Here is a 20,696-nt window from a genome sequence, read left to right as displayed (position 1 = left end):
CCGGCCACCCGGCGGCGGACGCGTCAGGTCGTGTCGAAGGCCCTGCGGAAGGCGGCCAGGGCGCGGTCGTCGAAGAGCACGAGCCTGATCTCCGGCACCCGTGCCCGTGCCCCGTGGATCGCCTCCGCCGCGATCCGCGCCGCGTCGTCCAGCGGCCAGCGGTACACCCCGGTGGAGATCGCGGGGAAGGCCACCGACTCCGCGCCGAGCCCGTGCGCCACGCGCAGCGACTCCGTGAAGCACGACGCGAGCAGCGCGCTGCGGTCCTCTGACGCGCTGTACACCGGGCCGACCGTGTGGATCACCCAGCGCGCCGGCAGCAGCCCGGCGGTGGTCGCCACCGCCTGGCCGGTCGGCAGTCCGCCGCCGTAGTGCGAGGCGCGCAGCCGACGGCACTCCTCCAGGATGGCCTCGCCACCCCTTCTGTGGATGGCCCCGTCGACCCCGCCGCCGCCCAGGAGCGAGCTGTTGGCCGCGTTGACGATCGCGTCGACCCGCTGCTCGGTGATGTCGCCCCTGATGACACTGAGGCGAACGCGACTTGTGTTACCCATGTTCGTTTCCTTCCCGGTCCTGGGGGCTCCTCCCGGGGCCGCCCCCATCCTCGTGGGCCGGCACGCGGGGGCCGGAACCCCCGCGCCCAGGGGTAACCGGGATTTAACCAGGGGGTACGACACTGTGTAGTACTAGCGCCGGTAGACTCGACGGTATGACTCGGCTTGGCGAACTCGAACGCGCGGTGATGGATGTACTGTGGGCGCAGAACGAACCCATGACGGTTCGCGAGGTCGGCAAGGCACTCGCCGAGCGCGATCTCGCACACACGACCGTCATGACCGTGCTCGACCGGCTGGCCAAGAAGAAGGTCGTCACCCGGGCACGTGAGGGTCGCGCGTGGCGGTACCGTCCGGCAGCCAGCCGTGAGGCGTACGTGTCCGAGCTGATGTTCGACGCTCTCGGGCAGACGGGAGACCGTGACGCCGCCCTGGCCGCCTTCGTCCAGTCCATGGACGGCCAGGAGGCTGAAGCGCTCCGGCGCGCACTCGCGGAAATCGAGCAGCCAAGGAACTAGTCCGAATGGTCAGTGCCGCCCTCCTCTCACTCGTCGCGGTCGGCTGCGTTCTCGGCATGGAGGCCCTCCACCGGGCGAAGTGGCCCTCGCGCGGTCCCTACACCGCCGTGATCACCTGGCAGGCACTGGGCCTGGCGTGGGGTGTGTCCACCATCGGCGCGCTGCTCGCCTACGGGCTGTCCACCTACGAGCTCGGCGCCGCCGCGGGTCTGCTCGCGCTGGCCACCGACATCGTCACCGGGCAGCTCCTGCTCACCGAACTCTCCCGCGGCCTGGAGGGCGTCAGCCACATCGTGGCCGTGACCCTGGCCGTCGCGCTCACCCTCGTCCTCTTCTACGGACTGGTCTCCTCCTTCGTGCACGTCGTGCGCGTGCGCCGCCGCCACCACGACCTCCTCGAACTCGTGGCCAGCGAGCACCCCGACGTGCCCGGCGCCCGCGTGGTCGACCACCCGGCCGCCGCCGCGTACTGCCTGCCCGGAGTGCTGCGCTCCCAGGTCGTCATCAGCGCCGGAGCCCTGGCGGTCCTCGACAACAGGGAGCTGGCCGCCGTCCTCGCCCACGAGCACGCCCACCTGCGCCAGCGCCACGACCTGGTGCTGCTGCCGTTCTCCTCGCTCAAGCGCGCCTTCCCGCGCGCCCCCCTGATCCGGACGTACTACGAGAGCGTCGCCCTGCTCATCGAGATGTGCGCCGACGACCAGGCCCGCCGGACCAGCTCCGCCCGTGAACTCGCCATGGCGCTGCTGCGCTTCGGCGCCGCCGGTCCCGCGCCGGTCCCCGCTGGGGCGATGGCCGCCCTGGACGAGAGCGCCCAGGCCGGGGTACTCCGCCGGGTCAACCGCCTCCTGCGCCCCGACGACGAGCTCCCGTACCACGCGGGGGCGGTCATCATGGGCGGTTCGGCCTTCCTCCTCGCGGTGGTCACCTGCCTGTGGCACATCCCGGTCTGAGGAGTCCGAAGATCCGCGCGACCACCGCCTGACGAACACCACACCCGCGCCGGGCACGATCGGCGCGGTCGGTGCGTTTACCGTGGAGAGCGGGCGGAACACCCGCCGGGACACGTCGTGGGAGTGTGCGTTTTGTTCGGACTGATCTGGCAGGCCATCTACCTGGTCACCTTCGTGGCCAGTCTGTACGCGCTGATCGAGGCGATCCGCACGCCCGCCCAGGCGTTCGAGTTGATGGACAAGCAGACCAAGAAGCTCTGGCTGATCCTCACGGGCGCCGCCACCGGCCTCTCCCTCCTGGCCGTGTTCTCCGGAACCGGGATGTTCGTCATCCTCGGCCTGGTCGCGACCCTCGTCTTCCTGCTGGACGTGCGCCCGGCGGTCAAGGGCGTGGGCGGCGGACGCAGCAACGGCCCCTACGGCCCCTGGTAGGCCGCTCGCGCCGGGTGGACCGCCCGCGCCCCCGCCCACGGACTCACGGATGGCGGTCGTCGGTGTCGTTGAGGACCTTCCACACCGACTCCGCGTAGGCGGGGTCCTCCGTGTACCGGCTGTGCCCCAGGATCTCCGGGCGCAGGGCCTCCCCCGGCGGCGGATCGTAGCTCCGGGGGTCCGGCAGCGGCTCGGCCGGGGCGATCACCCCGGGCACGTCCGGCCCGTCGACGGACCGCTCCATCGTGCGCACGGGATCGGCGATGGCGTCGGTGACCCGCCACAGGTTCCGCCAGCCCGACACCCGGCGCCGCAGGTCGGCGAAGGCGTACGGCCCGAAGTACGCGGGGAAGTAGCGCGCGTAGAGCCGGTCGAGCGGCGACCCGTGCGTGAGCAGCGCGACCCGCCCCACGCAGTCCTCCGGTAGCTGCCAGACCGTGGCCGCCGCCAGCACCGACCCCTGCGAGTGCCCCGACAGCACCACGTCGGTGCCGTCCCGCGCCATCCTCGCCACCCGCGCGGTCAGCTGGGGCACCGCCCGCTCCGCGTAGGAGGGCGGGGCCAGGGGGTGCGCCACGCGCGGCCAGAACGTGCCCACGTCCCACAGCGCGCCCACCGCCTGGCGCGTCGGCCGGTCCCGGTAGGCGCTGCGGCCGATCCAGGCGACCCCCAGCAGGGCCGCGCCGCCCAGGACGGCGCCCAGACTGACCAGCACCGCCACCGTCTCCCGCGCGAGGCCCTCGATCCCGCCGGACACGGCGGCGTCGGCAGACCGCGGACCCGCCACGACGTCGCCGGAGAAGGCCGAGTACAGCGCCAGGACCACCAACGGCGCCACGGGGGCCAGGAGGGCCGCCATGACGGTCGGCAGGGCCTCGGTCATCCGGCCGATCGCCCTCGCGCGGGCGATCTCCCACGTACGGCGGTCGCGTACGCTGCGGGCGTACTGTTCGGTGACCTGCGGCAGGTGGGCGCGGGTGGCGCGCCGCAGTTCCAGGGCGATCACGGCCACCACGACCAGCGCGATCACCGCCTCCAGCGCGAACGCGAGCTGGAGCCACGAGTAGGCCGTCGGCGGCTCCACCTCCAGACAGGACGATCCGTTCGGCGCCAGCGGGTCGCACCCGCTGAGCCACAGCGACCCCTGGTAGACGAGGGCGGCGGAGAAGCCGCCGCCCAGCAGCGCGCCGAGGGCCGCGGTCGCCGGCCCGGCCACACCCCGCATGGCCGTCCGGTCGTGCGCCCGGTCGGCCGCGTACAGCACCACCGACGCCGCCAGCAGCACCAGCACCAGCAGCCCCTGGGCGGTGAACAGGGCGTTGAGCATCGCCCCGTCACCCGGCAGTCGGCCCGAGGCCGACCAGCCCGGGCGCGGCCAGACGGTGTAGACCGCCACACCCGCGCCGACGGCGACCACCGCGTCCCGCAGCATCCGGCAGACGCGGTCGACGCGCGCGTTCCACTTCGTGTCGCCCTCCGGGACCGCGACGCTCGCCGTGCTCGCGGTCATCACCGCTCCCAACACCACCGCCAGCACCGCACCGACCAGCCACGCCGCCGGTCCGGGGCCGGTCGCGACGGCGCGCGCGGCCAGGTCGTGGCGCAGCGTCGGAACCAGCAGCAGGAGGGCCACGGCGCCCAGGGCCATCGCGATGTGCGCCGACCGCAGCCGCGCCAGGATCTCCCCGTTGTGCCAGAACCCGGGCCGGCTGAGCGGTGCCGCGTCGCTCGTCACCGGCGGGACCGGCCCGCGGATCACCTCGTACTCGCTCTCCGTGCGCCGGGACAGGACCCACAGCACCACGACCACGGCCACCGGCAGCAGCGCGCCCAGCAGCAGGGCGGTGCCCGGGGCCGACAGCGGGGAGGCGGGGGCGGCCAGGAAGGCCAGCCACGGGCGCGCGCGGACGCAGGTCTCGGCCTGGGCCGTGCACTGCCACGCGACGAGGTCCATCCCGATCCCGGCGGCGGCCAGGGTGATGAGCACGGTCAGGGACAGCGCCAGCAGCCGGACGGAGCCGTCGTAGACGTGGTTGGCCATCTGGCGCACGCCGCCCGGGTTCCGGTCCACACGCCCCGGACGCGTCCAGTACGCCAGGTTGAGCAGCATGAACGGGAGCAGCAGCAGCCACAGGGCCCGGGAGGAGCTGCCCGAGGTCAGGTTCCCCCAGGCGAAGATCTCCCGACGTACGCCCGGGACGGTCTCGGTGTCGTGCGGGCCGCGCCAGCGGAAGAACCCCGCGAGGCCGTCGCCCGCCACCCGCATGGCCGGTTCGACGTCGAGGAGCTCCTCGGCCTGTCCCCCGGCCACGCCGTGCACGCGCAGCTCCACGCGGTCGCGTTCCGCTCCGGCGTCGTCGTCGGCGCCGGCGGGTCCGGGGCGGGGAACGGTCCCCCGCCCCGGTACGGGCGGCGGCGCGGGCGGGACGGGGTGGGGGACGGGGGGTACGGCTGCGTCCGACATATCAGCATCGTGCCACGCTGAGTGTTCACGTGACAGCGTTACTGGAGGAGTGACTCGTCCGCCGTGCCCCAGGTGTTGCACGCGCCCGCGGTCTGCTCCTCCCATCCCCTGCGCGTCCACCACACGCCGTTGTCGGCCGAACCGTGGGTCCGTTCCTCCGCGTCACCGTCCGCGCGGTCGGCGGTGGCCGCCGCGTCGTCCAGGAGCGCGCGGAGGTCGTCGTCGTCCAGCGGGTAGCTCACCCGGATCGAGCCGAGGAAGGCGCCCGCCAGACAGTTGGCCTGGAGTTCGCTCCGCCGCGTCCAGGAGTTCCGCTCCAGGGGGTCCTCCTCCTGGCGGCGCCGCTCGTGGTAGTACTCCAGCAGGCCGGACTCGCCCTGGACGTGGTGCGCGTACTCGTGCGCGAGCAGGGAGGCGTACACGACGCTCTCCGTCGCTCCGTTCCACTTCTCGACCACGTCCGCGGTGCCGATGTAGATGCTCCGGCTGGCCCGGCAGTAGAAGGCGCCCGCGGCGGAGGGGTAGGCGCGGCACGGGCTCACCCCGGGCTCCTCCCAGAACACGCGCGAGGGCGGTTCGAAGGGGATCCCGGCCCGCGCGAACTGGGTGCTCCACGCGTCGTCCAGGCAGTCCGCGACCCGGTGGAGGAAGGTCTCCATCGACTCCGGGGCGTCCACCTCCGGCTCGGGCACCGGGCACGGCAGCGGGCTGAGCCGACCGGTGTCGTAGAGGGGGTTGGCGACCAGGGCGGCGTGCCCGGACGGCCGCTGCCGCTGGTCCGCGTTCCGGGAGACCGAGTCCGCGGTGGCGGAACCGTCGCCGCCGGACCGGTCGGGCGCCCCGGCCGCGTCGGCGTCGGTGCCCTCCGCCCCCGGTCCGGGCGCGGCCACGGATCCGTCCTCGGCGGTGGACCAGGACAGCGCGGCCAGTGCCAGGAGCAGGGCCAGCAGGGCTGCCACCGTGCCGAGCACACGGCGGTTGGCCTGCTGTTCGGCGGGGCCGGGCACGCCGTTCACCGCACCAGGTCCTCGTCGGCCTTCCACGTGTTGCACGCGGCCGGATCCTTCCGGTCCATGCCGTGCTCGGTCCACAGGCGTCCGTTGAACTCCTGCCCGTGCGTGTGCTCGTCGCCGTGGTCGCTGCGCCGGGCGGCGTCGTCGAGGATGTTCTCCCGCTCCTCCTCCCCGAAGCCCAGGGAGGAGCCCGAGGCGCCGAGGAACACCCCGCCGAGGCAGTTGGCCTGGAGCTCGTTGCGGCGGGTCAGCTCGTCGGCGGTCTCCTGGTCGGTCCCGGCGCGCTCGGCCCGGTACTCCGCGAGCATGCGGGACTGCCCCTGGACGTGGTGGCCGTACTCGTGGCTGAGCAGGAAGGTGTAGGCTTCCGGCCGCTCGGTGCCGGCCGAGGCCGTGACGATGTCCTCCACCCCCAGGTACAGACCCTGGTTGGCCTGACAGTAGAAGGCCGCCGTGTCCCGCTTCGGGAAGGGGCCGCACGGGCTGTGCCCCTCCGCGTACCAGTAGACGCGGTTGGGGGAGGTGAACTCCATCCCGGCCTCCGCGAAGTAGCCGCTCCACGCCTCGTCCAGGCAGTCGGCGATCGCGTGGACGAACGCCTCCATGGACTCGGGGTCGTCCGGGTCCAGCCCGGGGGCGTGGCACGTCACCTCGCCCAGCTCGCCGACCTCGTAGAGCGGGTTGTCCCGGAGGACGTCGGAGCCGGTGTCGGTCAGCGGTACCTCGGCCGTCGCCGGTCCGGTGCCCTGGCCTCCCGCCCCGAGCGGGTGCGGAACCGACCAGGCGGCCTCGGCGGAGGGGAGCATCTCCGAGATCGCGAGGAAACCGGTGAATCCGACCGCGGCCAGCCCGACGCACAGCGTGAACGACACCCCCACGCTCAGCCGCTGGAGGAATCCCGGCCGCTCGGACCAGAACCCGGGGCCGGCGGTCGGGGCGGGGCTCACCACCGAACCGCCCGTCGGCGATGGCGGTCGTCACCCGGGGGGAGGGACGTCAGTGCACGGGGGGAACGGGGGGACCGGATAGGCTCTCGCGTCATGTGGTGGGTCGGCTCCAGGTGCCCGGCCGTCGCTTTCGCGGCGGCCGCTCTCGTGTTCTCCTCGCTGTTCACGGTGGTCACCGTCGTCGGGTCCGTGGAGGCGGCCCAAGCCGTGACGGCGGCGGCACCGGCACCAACAGTACAAGGCACCCCCGACCCGCCCGCGGACCGGAGTTCGGCCGCCGAGACGGTGATCACCAACGACATCCGCCTCGACCTGGACGAGGACGGCGTCCTGCACGGCGAGGAGACCCTCTCCTTCGAGGGAGGGGCGCCGGAGACCTTCACCCGGGCGCTCACCGAGACGATGCTCTACACCACCGACCACGACCGCGTCTACGAGGTGCACGGGATCACCGCCGTCGACGGTTCGGGCGCCGAGCTGGCGGTCGAGAGGGAGAAGGTCAACGGCACCCTCTACGTGCACATCGACACCGGGGGAGCCGAGACCGTGGTGCTCGGCTACCGGGTCACCGGGGCGGTCAGCCAGGTCGCCCATGGGGTCCAGCTGGAGTGGCGGGCGGTGGGAGCCTACAGCCACACCGTCCAGTCCACCGACGTGACCGTCACCGCGCCGATGCCCCCGGAGGGGCTGTCGTGCCTGGCCGGGGAGCCGCGCAGCGCCCTGTACTGCACCGCCTCGGACATGGGGAACGACCTGGCCTTCGCGCACTTCCTCCAGGCCGACATGCGGCCCAGCGACCGCCTGGACATCGCCGTCACCTATCCGCCCGGCACGGCCGCGGGGGAGCCGATCCTCGAACGCCGCTGGTCGCTGGCCTCGGCCTTCGAGGTCACCCCCTGGACGGCCGGGGTCTTCGGCCTCCTGCTGCTGGTCCTGGTGGGCGGACTGGTGGTGCTGATCCGCGTGCGCGGCCGGGACGAGCGCGCCCTGCGCGAGGAGGCGGCCCGGGGCGACCAGGCCCCGGTGACCACGGGGGAGCACGGGCGGGCGCGGTTCGAGCCGCCGGACGGCGTCCACCCCGGCCAGATCGGGACCCTCTTCAACGAGACCGTCGACATCACCGACCTCACGGGCGCGGTCGTCGATCTGGCCGTACGCGGCTACATCCGGCTGGAGGAGCTGCCGCACGAACACTTCACGTCGGTCGACTGGCGGCTGGTGCGCCTGGACGGGCCGCCCGAGGACAGCCTCCGACCCTACGAGTGGCTCCTGCTGGACGCCCTGTTCGCCGAGCGCCGCACCGTCCGCCTGTCCCAGGTGGGCACGGCGCGCGTGTGCTCGGACTTCCCCGCGCGCATGGACCGGGTCCGGGAGGAGCTGTACCGGGACATGGTGCGGTTGAAGTGGTTCGCGCGCTCACCGAACCAGGTGCGCGGACGCTGGAGCACCATGGGGATGGTGATCACCGCCCTCGGCGTGCTGCTGACCGTGCTGTTGGCCATGTTCACCACGGCGGCGTTCACCGGTCTGGCGGTGGTGATCGCCGGAGCCGCGGTCACGGTCGCCGCGCAGTACATGCCCGCCAAGACCCGACTGGGCAGTTCGGTGCTCGCGCACACCATCGGCTTCCGGGACTACCTGCTCAGCCAGCGGTCGGCGACGGAGCGGCCGGGGGAGCGGGTGGAGATCTACTCGCGCTACCTGCCGTACGCGGTCATCTTCGACGACGTCGACCGCTGGGCCAACATCCTGGCCTCGGCCGCGCTGACCGACCTGACGGACGAGGAGCTCACCGGGGACGGTCTGGCGTGGTACACGGGGCCGCGCGAGTGGCGGATCGAGGACTTCTCCGACTCCATCAGGACGTTCGCCGTCACCCTCACCGGCATCATCACCAACGCCCGCCGGATGCGGCTGGTCAACCAGTTCCAGCGCAGGCGCTGAGGCCCCGGGCGGGGAGCGCTCGGGGCCGGTTCCGGTCCGCGCCTGCCGTATCGTCGGGGCTGTCCGTCGGCGGGGGAGCGGCTCCGCGGCGAGGAGTCAGGAGGAGGGAACATGCGCGCGGTCGTGCAGCGGGTGTCGCACGCGTCGGTGACGGTGGACGGCGAGGTGGTCGGGGAGATCACGCGTCCCGGGCTGATGGCGCTGGTGGGGGTCACCCACACCGACACCGAGGCGGAGGCGCGCAAGCTCGCGAAGAAGCTGTGGACGCTGCGGATCCTGTCTCAGGAGCGGTCCTGCTCGGACGTGGGTGCCCCGCTCCTGGTGGTCAGCCAGTTCACGCTCTACGGCGACGCCCGCAAGGGCCGCCGCCCCACGTGGCAGGCGGCCGCCCCCGGGCCGGTCGCCGAGCCGCTGGTCGACGCGGTGGTCAAGGAGCTGCGCGACCTGGGCGCCGAGGTGGCCACGGGCCAGTTCGGCGCCATGATGTCGGTGGCGCTGACCAACGAGGGGCCCTTCACCGTCATCGTCGAGGTCTGAGGGTTCGTCCGGAAGATTCTCCTCCGGGTTTTTCAGCACAGCTCACGTGCGTTTTTCAGGGAAGTGAAGAAAGTACTTCCGTGGGACATTGACGATCGCAGAGGGTGTCCGTACAGTTGCGTTGTGAATCGCCCTCTGATGGCGGGAGTCGTCATTTGTTACACGGTTTTCGGTTTCCTCTTCGCATGGTGCCGTGGTTGACGATTTCCGTCCTGGTCGGGGCGGTTCCCCCGGGCGCTCCGGGAGTGACCGCGGAACGGGTGTCCGCAGTACGAACGGTCGTTCGGGACTGGCTGGAGGGTCGGTCGTGGTCACCTTCTCCTTTTCCGCCGACAATACCCGGAGAACACGTTTGAACGGCACGGCGGCCAGCACGGCCCCCGGTGTCGGATAAGGCCGTTCCGCACCGCCCGCCGAGGTGGTGGGAAAGTCGACGGAAAACGGGCCGACAGGCCACGGAAAGGTGATGGGAACAGTGCACGGCTCGTCTGTTTGGCATGCCGTCCTGCATATCGACACGGGTGCCGCCCCACTTCTTCTCCTCGGGGCGCTCGCCATACCCGCCCTGCCGCTCGCCTGGCTCTGGCTGGTACGTCCCCGGGCCGCCCGGGCCCTGGGTGTCCTCGGTGTCGCCGCCGTGCTGTCCGCCTACACCGTCCTCGTCCTGGGACCGGGCTGGGAGTGGGCCGCGGTGGAGCACCTCGACAAGGCCCCGCTGCCCTCGAACGGGGTCGCGGCCAACGTGGCGGTCGTCGACCCCGGCCACGTGCAGCGGCCGACCCCGCTCACCGACGGGCTCCTCGCCCAGGCCGTGCTCTTCGTCCCGCTCGGACTGGTGGCCTTCCCGACCCTCATCTCGGCGTGGGGCCGCGTCGCCCTCGGGCCGATCGTCTCCGCCACCGTCGAGGGGCTCCAGTGCACGCTCGCGGCGGGCCACGGCGCGAGCCTGACCGACCTGTGCGCCAACACCGTCGGCCACCTGGTGGGACTGGGGATGATGGGCGGCGCCTCGGTGCTGCTCGGCTGCCGGGTGGGCTGCACCGAACACGAGGCGGTCCCGGACCGCGGGGCGACCGTGGTCCGGGACCGGTGACCGTGTTTCCTTCGGTCCTCCGCTTCGGTTCGGACCGTGTTCGGGCGCCCCGAAGGCAGGGATTCTTCGTCTGCGCCCCCGCTCGTTCCTCGCCCGCGGCTCGACTCGTCCCGCAGAGCCCCGCCGGCGCCCGAACGCCCCCCGGGGGCGTCGCTGCGCTTCGGTCCGTGTGACGGTCCCGCCCGCGGCCGGCCCCTCCCGGGGCGCCCCTACTCGACGCCCGCGGTCACCGGCTCGAACTTGTACCCGAGACCGCGCACGGTCACGATGTACTGCGGGCTGCTGGGGTCCTCCTCGATCTTGGCGCGCAGCCGCTTGACGTGCACGTCGAGGGTCTTGGTGTCGCCGACGTAGTCAGCGCCCCAGACGCGGTCGATGAGCTGCATCCGGGTGAGGACCCGACCCGCGTTGCGCAGGAGCACCTCCAGCAGCTCGAACTCCTTGAGCGGAAGCTGCACGTTCTCTCCGCGCACGGTCACCACGTGGCGCTCGACGTCCATCCGGACCGGTCCGGCCTCCAGCGCCGCGGGCAGCGGCTCGGTCCCGTCGCTCGTCTCGTGACGACGGATGACGGCCCGGATGCGCGCGACCAGCTCCCGGGAGGAGAAGGGCTTGGTCACGTAGTCGTCGGCGCCGAGTTCCAGGCCGACGACCTTGTCGATCTCGGAGTCCTTGGCGGTCAGCATGATCACGGGAACGCTCGACTTCTGCCGCAGGGTCCGGCAGACCTCGGTGCCCGACAGACCGGGCAGCATCAGGTCGAGCAGTACCAGATCGGCTCCGGTGCGGTCGAAGGTCTCCAGCGCGATGGTGCCCGTGGGGGCCACCGCGACCTCGAAACCCTCCTTACGCAGCATGTACGAGAGGGCGTCGCTGTAGGATTCCTCGTCCTCGACAACGAGTACGCGCGTCACTGTGCCGCCTCCTGACGGTCGGTGTTACCGGTGGCTTCGGTCCCCCGGCTCTCGGGTCTGGGCAGACGCAGCGTGAACGTCGACCCCGACCCCTCCTTGCTCCACACGGTCACTTCTCCACGGTGGTGGGTCATGATGTGCTTGACGATGGCCAGGCCCAGACCGGTACCTCCGGTGGCCCGGCTCCGAGCGGCGTCCACACGGTAGAACCGCTCGAAGATCCTCTCCAGGTCCTGCTGGGGGATGCCGATCCCCTGGTCGGCGACGCTGATGTCCACGCTCGACCTGGACACCCCCACCGAGACCGCCACCCGCGTGTTCTTCGGGCTGTAGGCGACGGCGTTGGCGATCAGGTTGCGCAGCGCGGTGCCGAGCAGCCCCTCGTCGCCCAGAACGGTGACGCCCTCGGCGCCGCTGCCGACCAGCTCGATCCCCTTGGCGTCGGCGGGCATGCGCACCGCGTCGAGCGCCTCCTCCACGACGTTGCCCAGGTCCACCTGGGTGGGTTCGGATATGGGTTCGGCGCCCTGGATGCGGGAGAGCGTGATCAGGTCCTGGATGACCGCCGTCAACCGGGCGGCCTCCTGCTGCATGCGCTCGGTGAAGCGACGGACGGCATCGGGGTCGTCACTGGCGTCCTGTACGGTTTCCGCCAACAAGGACAGAGCGCCCACCGGGGTCTTCAACTCGTGCGAGATGTTCGCGACGAAGTCCCGGCGCACCGCCTCGACGCGGCGGTGTTCGGTCTGGTCCTCGGCCAGGACCAGGACGAGGCCGGTACCGCCCAGTGGCGCCACCCGTACGGCGAAGGAGGTGGCGTCGGGGCCGAACTTGCGGACGGCCACCTCGATGTCGGTCTCCCGGATGACCCCGTCCCTGCGCACCTGCCGGGCGAGGGCCAGGAGTTCCCCTATCACCAGCTCCTCGCCCCGGACGATGCCGAAGGCCCGGGCGGCCGACGAGGCGCGCAGGACCCGGTCGGCGGGGTCCAGGATGACCGCGGACGAGGGGAGCGCCGCCAGGACCTCGGCGATGCCGGGCGGGAGGGCGCCTCCGTCGCGGCGCTCGGGCGCGGGAGCCCGTCGTTCGGATGAGCTGGTACGGAGGTAGAGACCGGCGACGACGCCGACCACGACGCCCGTCACGAGTCCGACGATGCCGGTCACGGCGGCGAGAAGTTCCCCTTGCACGATTCGATCGTAAACGGGCGGACCGGATCTTTACCCGGTCAGGGTGGGAGACACAACCGAGCTTCTCGTAGCGTTCACCGAAACTTGGCCGATTCTTCAACAAACCACTGGGAGCATTGACGATATGCGGGATACCTACCACGAGGACCTCGACAGCCTGGGCGAACGCCTCGTCGAGATGACGCGGCTGGCCAGACACGCGGTCGCGCGCGCCACGACGGCCCTTCTGGACAGCGACCTCGCGGCCGCGCAGGAGGTGATCTCCGGTGACGAGGAGATCAACCGGCTGGACCAGGAGATCGAGGACACCGCCTTCAGCCTGATGGCGCGGCAGCAGCCGGTCGCCTCGGACCTGCGGACGATCATCACCTCGCTGTACATGCGCGGTGACCTGGAGCGGATGGGCGACCACGCCGTTCACCTGGCCAAGATCGCGCGGCGCAGGCACCCGGACTCGGCCATCCCCAAGCCGGTCCGGTCGATCGTGCTGGAGATGGGTCACCAGGCCGAGATGCTCGTCACCAAGGCGGGCGAGGTCATCACCGAGCGCGACCCGGACACCGCGCTGGAGCTGGACAAGGACGACGACCGGATGGACCGGCTGCGCCGCAAGCTCCTCCAGCGCATCCTCGCGCCGGGATGGGAGTACGGCGTGGAGGCCACCATGGACGTCACCTTGGTGGGGCGGTTCTACGAACGGTTCGGTGACCACGCGGTGCACGTCGCCGACAACCTCGTCTACATGGTGACCGGCGAGAAGCGCGAGGACTACGACCCCGAGTCGTGACCCCGGGTGACGGCGGTGACCGGGAGCGCCGACCGGTGTCGGGAACGTGACATCCGTCGCTCCGGCGCCGTCGGGACGGCCCGGGGAGGGGCCTCCGGTCCCTCCCCGCTCCCCCCGCGCGCGAGGCGGTGGTTCACCTGGCCAGTGGGGGTTCGGGAGCCCTCGCGAACGCCCTGACCAGGCCCCCGAGAGGGCTCGGGTACACTTTGTCAAGCCCTGAAAAGTGTGGCTTGACCTGCGTGTTCGCAAACCTAATAGGTACGTTAAGTCACAGATTCGTGGTATCCTTGTGGTAGCGGAAGGGGTACCTGTCACATGGCTTTCAAGGTCGGCGACACTGTTGTCTACCCCCATCATGGGGCTGCTCGTATTGAAGCGATCGAGACTCGCACCATTAAGGGCGAGGACAGAACCTACCTCGTTCTGAGGGTCGACAAGGGCGATCTGACGGTGCGTGTGCCGGCTGAGAACGCCGAGGACGTCGGCGTTCGCGACGTGGTGGGGCAGGAGGGCTTGGACAAGGTCTTCGAGGTGCTGCGCGCGCCGCACACCGAGGAGCCCACCAACTGGTCCAGGCGTTACAAGGCGAACCTCGAGAAGTTGGCGTCCGGCGACGTCAACAAGGTCGCCGAGGTGGTCCGGGACCTGTGGCGTCGGGACAAGGAGCGTGGGCTGTCCGCCGGTGAGAAGCGGATGCTCGCCAAGGCCCGACAGATTCTCGTCAGTGAACTCGCGCTGGCCGAAAAGACCAACGAGGACAAGGCCGAAGCGCTCCTCGACGAGGTTCTGACGAACTGACACCGGTCGAAGAAGCGCCTTATTCATGATGAATATGCCTCGGGTGGGCGTCGGAACGGACGTCCATCCGTTTTCTCCTGGAAGAACACTTTTCCTGGCCGGTTTGGAATGGCCGGGAGAAGACGGGGTCAGCGGTCATTCGGACGGTGACGTCGCCGCTCACGCGGCCTGCGACGCCCTGCTGTCGGCCTGCGGCCTGGGGGACCTCGGGTCCAACTTCGGCACCTCCGACCCCCGATGGCACGGCGCCTCCGGCGCGGCCCTGCTCACCGAGACCGTGGCGCGGGTGCGCGCGGCCGGGTTCGAGATCGGCAACGTGTCCGTCCAGATCATCAGCAACCGCCCCAAGTTCGCGCCGCGGCGCGAGGAGGCGGAGAAGACGCTGTCCGAGGTCGTCGGGGCGCCGGTGAGCATCTCGGCCACCACGACCGACGGCCTGGGCCTGACCGGGCGCGGCGAGGGCATCGCCGCCGTGGCCACGGCCCTCTGCGCGCCCCGGGACTGAACCACGCCCGCCCCAGGGCCCGCGCCTCCGATCCGAGGCGCGGGCCCTGTGCTGTGTCCGGTGGACCGGGCCCACGGAACGGAGCGTCCCCGGCTCGGGTAGTCTCCGGCACGCCCGCCGCCACGGCGGCCATCCCCCACGACCAGCGCCGCGCGGACCGACCCGCGGCATGATCAGGGGAGGGCCATGACGGACGTCGACGACCGGAGACCGACCGAACCGCGACCGGAACGGTCCGGACGGGAGACGGGCGGACCCCGGTGGATCGGGGTGCCGCGCGGGGCCTCCGGGGCCTGGCGGCGCGGCCGGGTCCTCGCCGGGGCCACCGGACTGCTCGCCCTCCTCCTGGCCGTCCCCGCCCTGGTGCCCAACGCCCTCGGTCACGCGGGCAGCCTGTTCGAGACCGGCCTGCCGTGGCTCGGACTGGCGGTCCCGGTGACCGCGGTGGCCGCCGCGCTCCGGCGCTCGGCGTCGGCCGGACTGGCGGTCCTGCTCCTCGCCGCCGTGTGGGCGGGGTCGTTCGGGCGCCTGTACCTGCCGTCGGGTTCGGACGTCGAACCGAACCTGACGGTCGTCACGCACAACATCGGCGCGGCCGACGGCGACCCGGGGGCGACGGTTCGGCGGGTGCTCGCGGCCGACCCCGACCTGGTCGCGCTCCAGGAGGTCACCTGGGAGAAGAGCGCGTCCTACGACCGGGCCCTCGGCTCCGAACTGGAGCACTCCGAGCGGTGGGGCACCGTCGGGCTGTGGAGCCGGTACCCGATCACGGACGCGCGCTCGCTCGACCTGGGGCTGGGGTGGAACCGGGCGATACGCGCCGAGGTGGACGGGCCCGGCGGGGGGATCGCCGTGTACGTCGTGCACCTGGCGTCGGTCCGGATGGGCGGCACCGGGTTCGACACCGAACTGCGGGACCGGGGGATCGTGGAACTCGCGGACGAGGTCGCGCGGGAGCCGCTGGATCGGGTCGTGGTGATGGGCGACCTCAACGGCAGCACCGACGACCGGGCCATGACGCCGCTCACCTCACGGTTGGCCGCCGTGCGGGGGGCCGGGGGCGACGGGGTGGGTCCGACCTGGCCCGCCGGGTTCCCCCTGGTGCGGATCGACCACGTCCTGGTCCGCGGGGTGACGCCGACCGAGACGTGGGCGCTGCCCAGGACGGACAGCGACCACCTGCCGATCGCGGCACGGCTGCGGGTGTGACCTCCGGGCGGCCCCTCAGTCCCCCGGAGGCAGCGGCTCGCTGCGCACCCGTCCCGACGGCGGCCCGGCGGTGAGATCGGGCATCGGCGGTCGGCGCGGCTTGAGGACCATCGGGCGCTTGGCCAGGGGCGGGCGGCGTCCGTCGTCGGTCGGGGCCGGATCGGCGGGCGGCTCCGCCGCGCCGGGCTCCGGCTCGGGCTCCGATTCGGGTTCCGCAACCGGGTCCGGGGCGGGCTCCGGCGGGAACTCCGGGTCGGGGTCCGGGGCGAACTCCGGATCCGGCTCGTCCGGTTCGGGGGCGGCGGCGCCCGGGGGCACGGAGCCGACCCGGAAGGCCGCGCGGACGTCGGGGCCGGTGTCGTGGTCGAGCACGGGGGTGGGTTCGGGGTCCGCCTCCGCGACCTCCTCGGCCAGCGGGGACGGCCCGGCATCTTCCGGGGGGGTCCACACCGGCGGGACGTAGTCGGTGAGCGCGTCGCCGCCGGGGTCGTCGGCGGGCGGTTCCCACAGGGCGGTGTCCGGGATCGGGGAGTCCTCGGGTTCGTGGGGTCCGGCCTCGGGTTCCGCGCGGAGGGGTTCCGGTTCCGGTCGGGGGGAGTCGGCCTCCGGAGCGGTCGCTTCCCGGTCCCGGGCGTCGTCCCGGACGTCCGGGACGACGCCCGTCGCGTGGATGCCCGGTTCGGCCGCCCGCACGGTGGTGGACGGGGGCTCGGCCTCGTCGCTGACGGGGTCCCCGGTCGGGATGTCGTCCTCGAACCCGTCGTCCGGGGCGTCGGACTCCCGGGGGTCGACCGGCGGCGCGGCGGCGCCCGGAACGACCGGGACCTCGGCGCTCGCCCGTTTGATCGGGTTGGTCCCGGTCCGGGTGCGTCTGGGCAACGGGTCGGGGGCGGGTCCGGGGCGGTCGGCGGCGGAGGGCTCCTCCGGTTCCGGCTCGGGCGCCGCGGGGGAGACGGAGAGCACCTCGGAGAACTCGGGGTCCTCGTCCCCGGAACCGTCCGGTTCCGGCGGCGGAGGTGTGCGGTCGCGCCCCGGCGCGCCGTCACTTCCGTCACGGCTGTTCCGGGCGGGTGCGGGGCCGAAGTCGAGCAGCCGGGTCGTGAGGTGGTCGTCGTCCGCTGCGGTGTCGTCCAGCTCGGACGGTGACACCGCGCGACCGTGCAGCACGGTGGCCCGGTCGGCCGAGGGCCGGGGGCGCGGGGGCGTCGCGCGACGGCGCCGGCGGATGTGCGCGCGGACGGTCATCCACAGCAGGAAGGCGATGAGCAGCGCCGCCAGCGGGGCGATCGCCACGATGACGTTGGCGACCCCCTGATGGACGGTCTCGACCAGCCCGAGGTTGCTCAGCACCATGGCGGTCGCCGCCACGAGGATGAGCAGGGGGATGAGGACGAGGTCGACCCACACCCGGTCACGGGGGTGCGCCTCGCGCAGCACGTAGCTCACCCAGAACGCCATGAGCAGCAGCAGGGTGTAGGTCACCGGGAACACGTGCGCCAGAAGGCTGCCCCGGTGTCCGCCGTACTCCGCGAAGCGGAAGACACCGTGGTAGGAGATGACGAGGGCGCAGACGGCGATGAGGCCGACGAACAGCGCGCCACCGACGAGAGCACCGGCTCCCGCGCCGCGGCCCGCGGGTCGGGCGTTCCGTGTCCCTGTCTCGGGGGCTTTGTCGTAAGGGGCCATCGCAACCGCAGCGTAGTCGAGGAACCGGCGCGAACACGAGATTCCGGCCGATCACGGCCGCCCTCCGACGGAGTGGCGTGGGGGACACGCCGCCCGGGCGCCCTGTTCGCCGTGTGGTACGGGCTTCCGCGCCCGGAAATCTCACACCGGGGCGGTCGTAATACGGCTCATCACATATGTGCTCTGGGGTCTGTCCGGGAGGAGAGCCAGCGGGGGTGTGGTTGGTGGTTTGTGATCCGCGCTCCAAGGGAAAGCGGTTACGCTTGACAACGTGAGTCTGCGCTTCTATGACACCAGTGCCCGGCAGGTCCGAGACTTCGTCCCCCTCCGCGAGGGGTGTGCCTCGCTGTACCTGTGTGGTGCCACGGTGCAGGCACCACCGCACATCGGCCACATCCGCTCCGGCCTCAACTTCGACATCCTGCGTCGCTGGCTGACCTACCTCGGCTACGACGTCACGTTCTGCCGCAACGTCACCGACATCGACGACAAGATCATCAACGTCGCCGCCGCCGAGGGCGTGCCCTGGTGGAAGGTGAGCGAGCGCAACCAGCGGGCGTTCACCGATGCCTACGACATCCTCGGCTGCCTGCCGCCCACCGTCGAGCCGCGGGCGACCGGCCATGTGCCGGAGATGATCGAGCTCATGCGCCGCCTCATCGACGCCGGTCACGCCTACGCGGCCGACGACGGCTCCGGCGACGTGTACTTCGACGTGGCCTCCTACGGCGCCTACGGCGAGCTGTCCAACCAGCGGCCGGACCAGATGGAGGACTCCGCGGAGGAGGGCCGCGGCAAGCGCGACCCGCGCGACTTCGCGCTGTGGAAGGGCGCCAAACCGGGCGAGCCCAGCTGGGAGACCCCGTGGGGACGCGGGCGTCCGGGCTGGCACCTGGAGTGCTCGGCGATGGCCACCAAGTACCTCGGCCCGAGCTTCGACATCCACGGCGGCGGGCTGGACCTCATCTTCCCGCACCACGAGAACGAGGTCGCCCAGTCCCGCGCCGCGGGCGACGGGTTCGCGCGCTACTGGCTGCACAACGGGATGCTGCGGGTCGGTGGCGAGAAGATGAGCAAGTCGCTCGGCAACTCGCTCCTCATCCCGCAGATGGTCCAGAAGGTCCGTCCGGTGGAGCTGCGCTACTACCTCGGCCAGGCGCACTACCGCTCCGCGATCGACTACTCCGAGGAGGCGCTGCGGGAGGCGGCCGCCGCCTACCAGCGGATCGAGGGCTTCCTGACGCGCGCGGCCGAGGTGGTCGGCGAGATCGTCCCCGCCGCCACCGTCCCCGCCGAGTTCGCGTCCGCGCTCGACGACGATCTCGGCGTGCCCCAGGCGCTGGCCGTCGTGCACGGGCACGTGCGCGAGGGCAACACGGCACTGGCCGCCGGGGGCACGGACAAGGTCGCCGAACTCGCCGGTGAGCTGCGCACGATGCTGGAGGTCCTCGGGGTGGACCCGCTCAGCGAGCAGTGGTCCGGCGGGGACAGCGGGCTGCGCGAGGTGGTCGACGCCCTGGTGGCGGTGGCACTGGAACAGCGGCAGGCGGCACGGGGCCGGAAGGACTACGCGGCGGCCGACGCGATCCGCGACCGGCTCGCCGAGGCGGGCGTCGTGGTGGAGGACACGCCGCAGGGGCCCCGCTGGGACCTCAGGCGGGGATGACCCGGACGGTGGCGCGTCGGCGCTAGTCTGGAGGTTTGCCACCGCTGGTGGCCGATCCGCCGGACGCCGACGCGCTTCCGGCATGCTCGCGAAACGTACGGGGAGGCGGCGGACATGCCGGCGAAGAAGAGCAAGAAGGGCCCGACCAAGGGCAGCGGCGGCAAGGGGCGGCGCGCGCTGGAGGGCAAGAGCGGCACCCTGCCCGCCGAACAGCGGCACTGGTACGAGGGCAAGCAGCGGGCCCGTGCGGCCAAGCGGTCCCGGCCGACCGGTGACCAGAAGGCGGGGGGCCGGTCGCAGCGCCGCTCAGCCGACTCCGATCTGCTGGTGGGGCGCAACCCGGTCGTGGAGGCGCTGCGCGCGGGCATGCCCGCCAGCCGCCTCTTCCTGGTCAACAGCCTGGACCCGGACGAGCGGGTGAACGAGGCCGCGCGCGTCGCGGGAGACCGGGGCGTCGAGATCGTCGAGGTGACCCGCGCCGAGCTGGACCGGCGGTGTGAGAGCAACGGTCAGCCGGGCGCCGCCCACCAGGGCATGGCGCTCCAGGTGCGCCCATACCGCTACTGGGCGCCGGAGGACCTGCTGGAGCGGGCGCTGGAGTCGGAGACGCCGCCGCTGATCGTCGCGCTGGACGGGGTGACCGACCCGCACAACCTCGGGGCGGTGGCGCGTTCGGCGGCCGCCTTCGACGCGCACGGCCTGATGATTCCGGAGCGCCGGTCGGCGGGTGTGAACATGACCGCGTGGAAGACCTCGGCGGGAACCCTCGCCCGGCTCCCGGTCGCGCAGGCCACCAACCTGACCCGGGCGCTGGAGGGCTTCAAGAAGGCCGGGCTGTTCGTCGTCGGCCTGGACGCCGGGGGCGACACGCCGCTGCCGGACCTGGAACTGGCGACGGGGCCGCTGGTGGTCGTCGTGGGGTCCGAGGGCAAGGGCCTGTCCCGGCTCGTGCGCGAGTCGTGCGACGTGGTGGCCAGCATCCCGATCGGCGGCGCGGAGTCGCTCAACGCCTCGGTGGCGGCGGGAGTGTCGCTGTACGAGGTCACCCGCAGGCGCGGGCTCGAAGCCGAGTAGGCCACCCGGCTCAGGAACCGGTACCATTCGGATGGACGCTCCGAGGCCGGACGGCCTCGGACGCCCGCCAGCGTAGCTCAATTGGCAGAGCAATCGCCTTGTAAGCGATAGGTTAGGGGTTCAAGTCCCCTCGCTGGCTCTTTCTATGTCTGACCTGGGACGTCTTTAGGCGGAACCGCTCCGCTGACAGCCTCGCCGCCTGGAGAGCAATCGCCTGCGGGCGCCAAGCGCGTACGCCGGGGACCGCGGAACATGGCCGCGGGACCCCTGAAGCCCCGCGTCGACTCCTTCGTCCTGACCCTGCGCGCCGCCGGTCGCAGCGAGCGCACCGCCACCATGTACAGCGAAGCCCTCAGTGTCAGGCTCAAGCGGGACACACGGGGATAACCTTCACTAACCGACACAAGCAGGG

The 20,696-nt window shown here is 72.1% G+C and carries 20 protein-coding genes and 1 tRNA gene; 14 read left to right on the top strand and 7 right to left on the bottom strand.

Annotation, left to right across the window (positions count from 1 at the left end):
* Window positions 1-23: 23 nt before the first annotated feature.
* Window positions 24-554, bottom strand: coding sequence for an O-acetyl-ADP-ribose deacetylase (locus DVR05_RS10450; RefSeq protein WP_116245654.1), 531 nt, complete (start codon window positions 552-554; stop codon window positions 24-26).
* A gap of 155 nt (window positions 555-709) precedes the next feature.
* Here DVR05_RS10450 and DVR05_RS10445 point away from each other — a divergent pair, with 155 nt between their 5' ends.
* From DVR05_RS10445 to DVR05_RS10435, 3 genes are all read left to right on the top strand, one after another.
* The gene (locus tag DVR05_RS10445; RefSeq protein ID WP_083924217.1) at window positions 710-1,072 is read left to right on the top strand and encodes a BlaI/MecI/CopY family transcriptional regulator; all 363 of its coding nucleotides are present in this window, start codon (window positions 710-712) and stop codon (window positions 1,070-1,072) included.
* A gap of 5 nt (window positions 1,073-1,077) precedes the next feature.
* Complete coding sequence (locus tag DVR05_RS10440) at window positions 1,078-2,025, top strand: M56 family metallopeptidase (protein WP_116245653.1); 948 nt, start codon at window positions 1,078-1,080, stop codon at window positions 2,023-2,025.
* A gap of 132 nt (window positions 2,026-2,157) precedes the next feature.
* Window positions 2,158-2,457: a DUF2516 family protein gene (locus DVR05_RS10435; RefSeq protein ID WP_116245652.1), complete on the top strand. Its 300-nt coding sequence runs from the start codon at window positions 2,158-2,160 to the stop codon at window positions 2,455-2,457.
* 43 nt (window positions 2,458-2,500) lie between these two features.
* On the opposite strand, the gene DVR05_RS10430 is transcribed toward DVR05_RS10435, so the two are convergent.
* The 3 genes from DVR05_RS10430 to DVR05_RS10420 are packed head-to-tail and all read right to left on the bottom strand — an operon-like array spanning window position 2,501 to window position 6,818.
* Complete coding sequence (locus DVR05_RS10430; protein WP_232832073.1) at window positions 2,501-4,921, bottom strand: hypothetical protein; 2,421 nt, start codon at window positions 4,919-4,921, stop codon at window positions 2,501-2,503.
* 38 nt (window positions 4,922-4,959) lie between these two features.
* Entirely contained in the window at window positions 4,960-5,937 is a 978-nt protein-coding gene (locus tag DVR05_RS10425) for a neutral zinc metallopeptidase (protein ID WP_232832072.1), read from the bottom strand.
* Window positions 5,934-6,818, bottom strand: coding sequence for a neutral zinc metallopeptidase (locus DVR05_RS10420; protein ID WP_116245742.1), 885 nt, complete (start codon window positions 6,816-6,818; stop codon window positions 5,934-5,936). Before DVR05_RS10420 ends, DVR05_RS10425 begins: the two co-directional genes overlap by 4 nt.
* A gap of 156 nt (window positions 6,819-6,974) precedes the next feature.
* Here DVR05_RS10420 and DVR05_RS10415 point away from each other — a divergent pair, with 156 nt between their 5' ends.
* From DVR05_RS10415 to DVR05_RS10405, 3 genes are all read left to right on the top strand, one after another.
* Window positions 6,975-8,825 (top strand): DUF2207 domain-containing protein, encoded by a 1,851-nt coding sequence (locus DVR05_RS10415; protein ID WP_116245651.1) that lies wholly within the window; start codon window positions 6,975-6,977, stop codon window positions 8,823-8,825.
* A gap of 111 nt (window positions 8,826-8,936) precedes the next feature.
* On the top strand, window positions 8,937-9,362 hold the full coding sequence (dtd, locus tag DVR05_RS10410) for a D-aminoacyl-tRNA deacylase (protein ID WP_116245650.1): 426 nt from the start codon (window positions 8,937-8,939) through the stop codon (window positions 9,360-9,362).
* Window positions 9,363-9,828: 466 nt separating this feature from the next.
* Complete coding sequence (locus DVR05_RS10405; RefSeq protein WP_116245649.1) at window positions 9,829-10,455, top strand: VanZ family protein; 627 nt, start codon at window positions 9,829-9,831, stop codon at window positions 10,453-10,455.
* Between the two features lie 209 nt (window positions 10,456-10,664).
* On the opposite strand, the gene DVR05_RS10400 is transcribed toward DVR05_RS10405, so the two are convergent.
* Window positions 10,665-11,369 carry a response regulator transcription factor gene (locus tag DVR05_RS10400; RefSeq protein WP_116245648.1) on the bottom strand — a complete coding sequence of 235 codons (705 nt, stop codon included), beginning with the start codon at window positions 11,367-11,369 and terminating at the stop codon, window positions 10,665-10,667.
* Window positions 11,366-12,559, bottom strand: a complete 1,194-nt coding sequence (locus DVR05_RS10395) for a sensor histidine kinase (protein ID WP_369974517.1) — start codon at window positions 12,557-12,559, stop codon at window positions 11,366-11,368. The genes DVR05_RS10400 and DVR05_RS10395 overlap by 4 nt, the downstream gene beginning before the upstream one ends.
* Window positions 12,560-12,683: 124 nt before the next feature.
* On the opposite strand from DVR05_RS10395, the gene phoU reads away from it, so the two are divergent.
* From phoU to DVR05_RS10375, 4 genes are all read left to right on the top strand, one after another.
* A complete protein-coding gene (phoU, locus tag DVR05_RS10390) occupies window positions 12,684-13,346 on the top strand; it encodes a phosphate signaling complex protein PhoU (RefSeq protein ID WP_116245646.1) in 663 nt (220 codons plus the stop codon).
* Between the two features lie 315 nt (window positions 13,347-13,661).
* Complete coding sequence (locus DVR05_RS10385; protein WP_026122741.1) at window positions 13,662-14,144, top strand: CarD family transcriptional regulator; 483 nt, start codon at window positions 13,662-13,664, stop codon at window positions 14,142-14,144.
* A 34-nt stretch (window positions 14,145-14,178) separates the two neighbouring features.
* Entirely contained in the window at window positions 14,179-14,649 is a 471-nt protein-coding gene (gene ispF / locus DVR05_RS10380; protein ID WP_198659132.1) for a 2-C-methyl-D-erythritol 2,4-cyclodiphosphate synthase, read from the top strand.
* A gap of 186 nt (window positions 14,650-14,835) precedes the next feature.
* Window positions 14,836-15,858, top strand: coding sequence for an endonuclease/exonuclease/phosphatase family protein (locus DVR05_RS10375; RefSeq protein WP_116245644.1), 1,023 nt, complete (start codon window positions 14,836-14,838; stop codon window positions 15,856-15,858).
* A 15-nt stretch (window positions 15,859-15,873) separates the two neighbouring features.
* Here DVR05_RS10375 and DVR05_RS10370 read toward each other — a convergent pair whose 3' ends face one another.
* Window positions 15,874-17,544 carry a DUF2637 domain-containing protein gene (locus DVR05_RS10370; protein WP_116245643.1) on the bottom strand — a complete coding sequence of 557 codons (1,671 nt, stop codon included), beginning with the start codon at window positions 17,542-17,544 and terminating at the stop codon, window positions 15,874-15,876.
* Window positions 17,545-17,815: 271 nt separating this feature from the next.
* Between DVR05_RS10370 and cysS the strand changes: the two genes are divergently transcribed.
* The 4 genes from cysS (at window position 17,816) to DVR05_RS27730 (ending at window position 20,671) form a co-directional block, all read left to right on the top strand.
* A complete protein-coding gene (cysS, locus tag DVR05_RS10365) occupies window positions 17,816-19,210 on the top strand; it encodes a cysteine--tRNA ligase (RefSeq protein WP_116245642.1) in 1,395 nt (464 codons plus the stop codon).
* Between the two features lie 114 nt (window positions 19,211-19,324).
* Window positions 19,325-20,284: a 23S rRNA (guanosine(2251)-2'-O)-methyltransferase RlmB gene (rlmB, locus tag DVR05_RS10360; RefSeq protein WP_116245641.1), complete on the top strand. Its 960-nt coding sequence runs from the start codon at window positions 19,325-19,327 to the stop codon at window positions 20,282-20,284.
* Between the two features lie 66 nt (window positions 20,285-20,350).
* Window positions 20,351-20,423, top strand: a tRNA-Thr gene (locus DVR05_RS10355).
* Between the two features lie 113 nt (window positions 20,424-20,536).
* Window positions 20,537-20,671: a hypothetical protein gene (locus DVR05_RS27730; RefSeq protein ID WP_255423052.1), complete on the top strand. Its 135-nt coding sequence runs from the start codon at window positions 20,537-20,539 to the stop codon at window positions 20,669-20,671.
* The last annotated feature ends 25 nt before the right edge of the window (window positions 20,672-20,696 follow it).

This window comes from Nocardiopsis sp. FIRDI 009 (assembly GCF_003386285.1).
Taxonomy (GTDB): Bacteria; Actinomycetota; Actinomycetes; order Streptosporangiales; family Streptosporangiaceae; genus Nocardiopsis.
This window is presented reverse-complemented; position numbering and strand designations above follow the sequence as displayed.

Excerpts from the sequence above, each read along its gene's own strand:
- DVR05_RS10450 (WP_116245654.1), bottom strand. The coding sequence starts at position 554 with ATGGGTAACACAAGTCGCGTTCGCCTCAGTGTCATCAGGGGCGACATC.
- DVR05_RS10445 (WP_083924217.1), top strand. The coding sequence starts at position 710 with ATGACTCGGCTTGGCGAACTCGAACGCGCGGTGATGGATGTACTGTGG.
- DVR05_RS10440 (WP_116245653.1), top strand. The coding sequence starts at position 1,078 with ATGGTCAGTGCCGCCCTCCTCTCACTCGTCGCGGTCGGCTGCGTTCTC.
- DVR05_RS10430 (WP_232832073.1), bottom strand. The coding sequence starts at position 4,921 with ATGTCGGACGCAGCCGTACCCCCCGTCCCCCACCCCGTCCCGCCCGCG.
- DVR05_RS10415 (WP_116245651.1), top strand. The coding sequence starts at position 6,975 with ATGTGGTGGGTCGGCTCCAGGTGCCCGGCCGTCGCTTTCGCGGCGGCC.
- dtd (WP_116245650.1), top strand. The coding sequence starts at position 8,937 with ATGCGCGCGGTCGTGCAGCGGGTGTCGCACGCGTCGGTGACGGTGGAC.
- DVR05_RS10405 (WP_116245649.1), top strand. The coding sequence starts at position 9,829 with ATGGGAACAGTGCACGGCTCGTCTGTTTGGCATGCCGTCCTGCATATC.
- phoU (WP_116245646.1), top strand. The coding sequence starts at position 12,684 with ATGCGGGATACCTACCACGAGGACCTCGACAGCCTGGGCGAACGCCTC.
- DVR05_RS10385 (WP_026122741.1), top strand. The coding sequence starts at position 13,662 with ATGGCTTTCAAGGTCGGCGACACTGTTGTCTACCCCCATCATGGGGCT.
- ispF (WP_198659132.1), top strand. The coding sequence starts at position 14,179 with ATGCCTCGGGTGGGCGTCGGAACGGACGTCCATCCGTTTTCTCCTGGA.
- DVR05_RS10375 (WP_116245644.1), top strand. The coding sequence starts at position 14,836 with ATGACGGACGTCGACGACCGGAGACCGACCGAACCGCGACCGGAACGG.
- DVR05_RS10370 (WP_116245643.1), bottom strand. The coding sequence starts at position 17,544 with ATGGCCCCTTACGACAAAGCCCCCGAGACAGGGACACGGAACGCCCGA.
- rlmB (WP_116245641.1), top strand. The coding sequence starts at position 19,325 with ATGCCGGCGAAGAAGAGCAAGAAGGGCCCGACCAAGGGCAGCGGCGGC.
- DVR05_RS27730 (WP_255423052.1), top strand. The coding sequence starts at position 20,537 with ATGGCCGCGGGACCCCTGAAGCCCCGCGTCGACTCCTTCGTCCTGACC.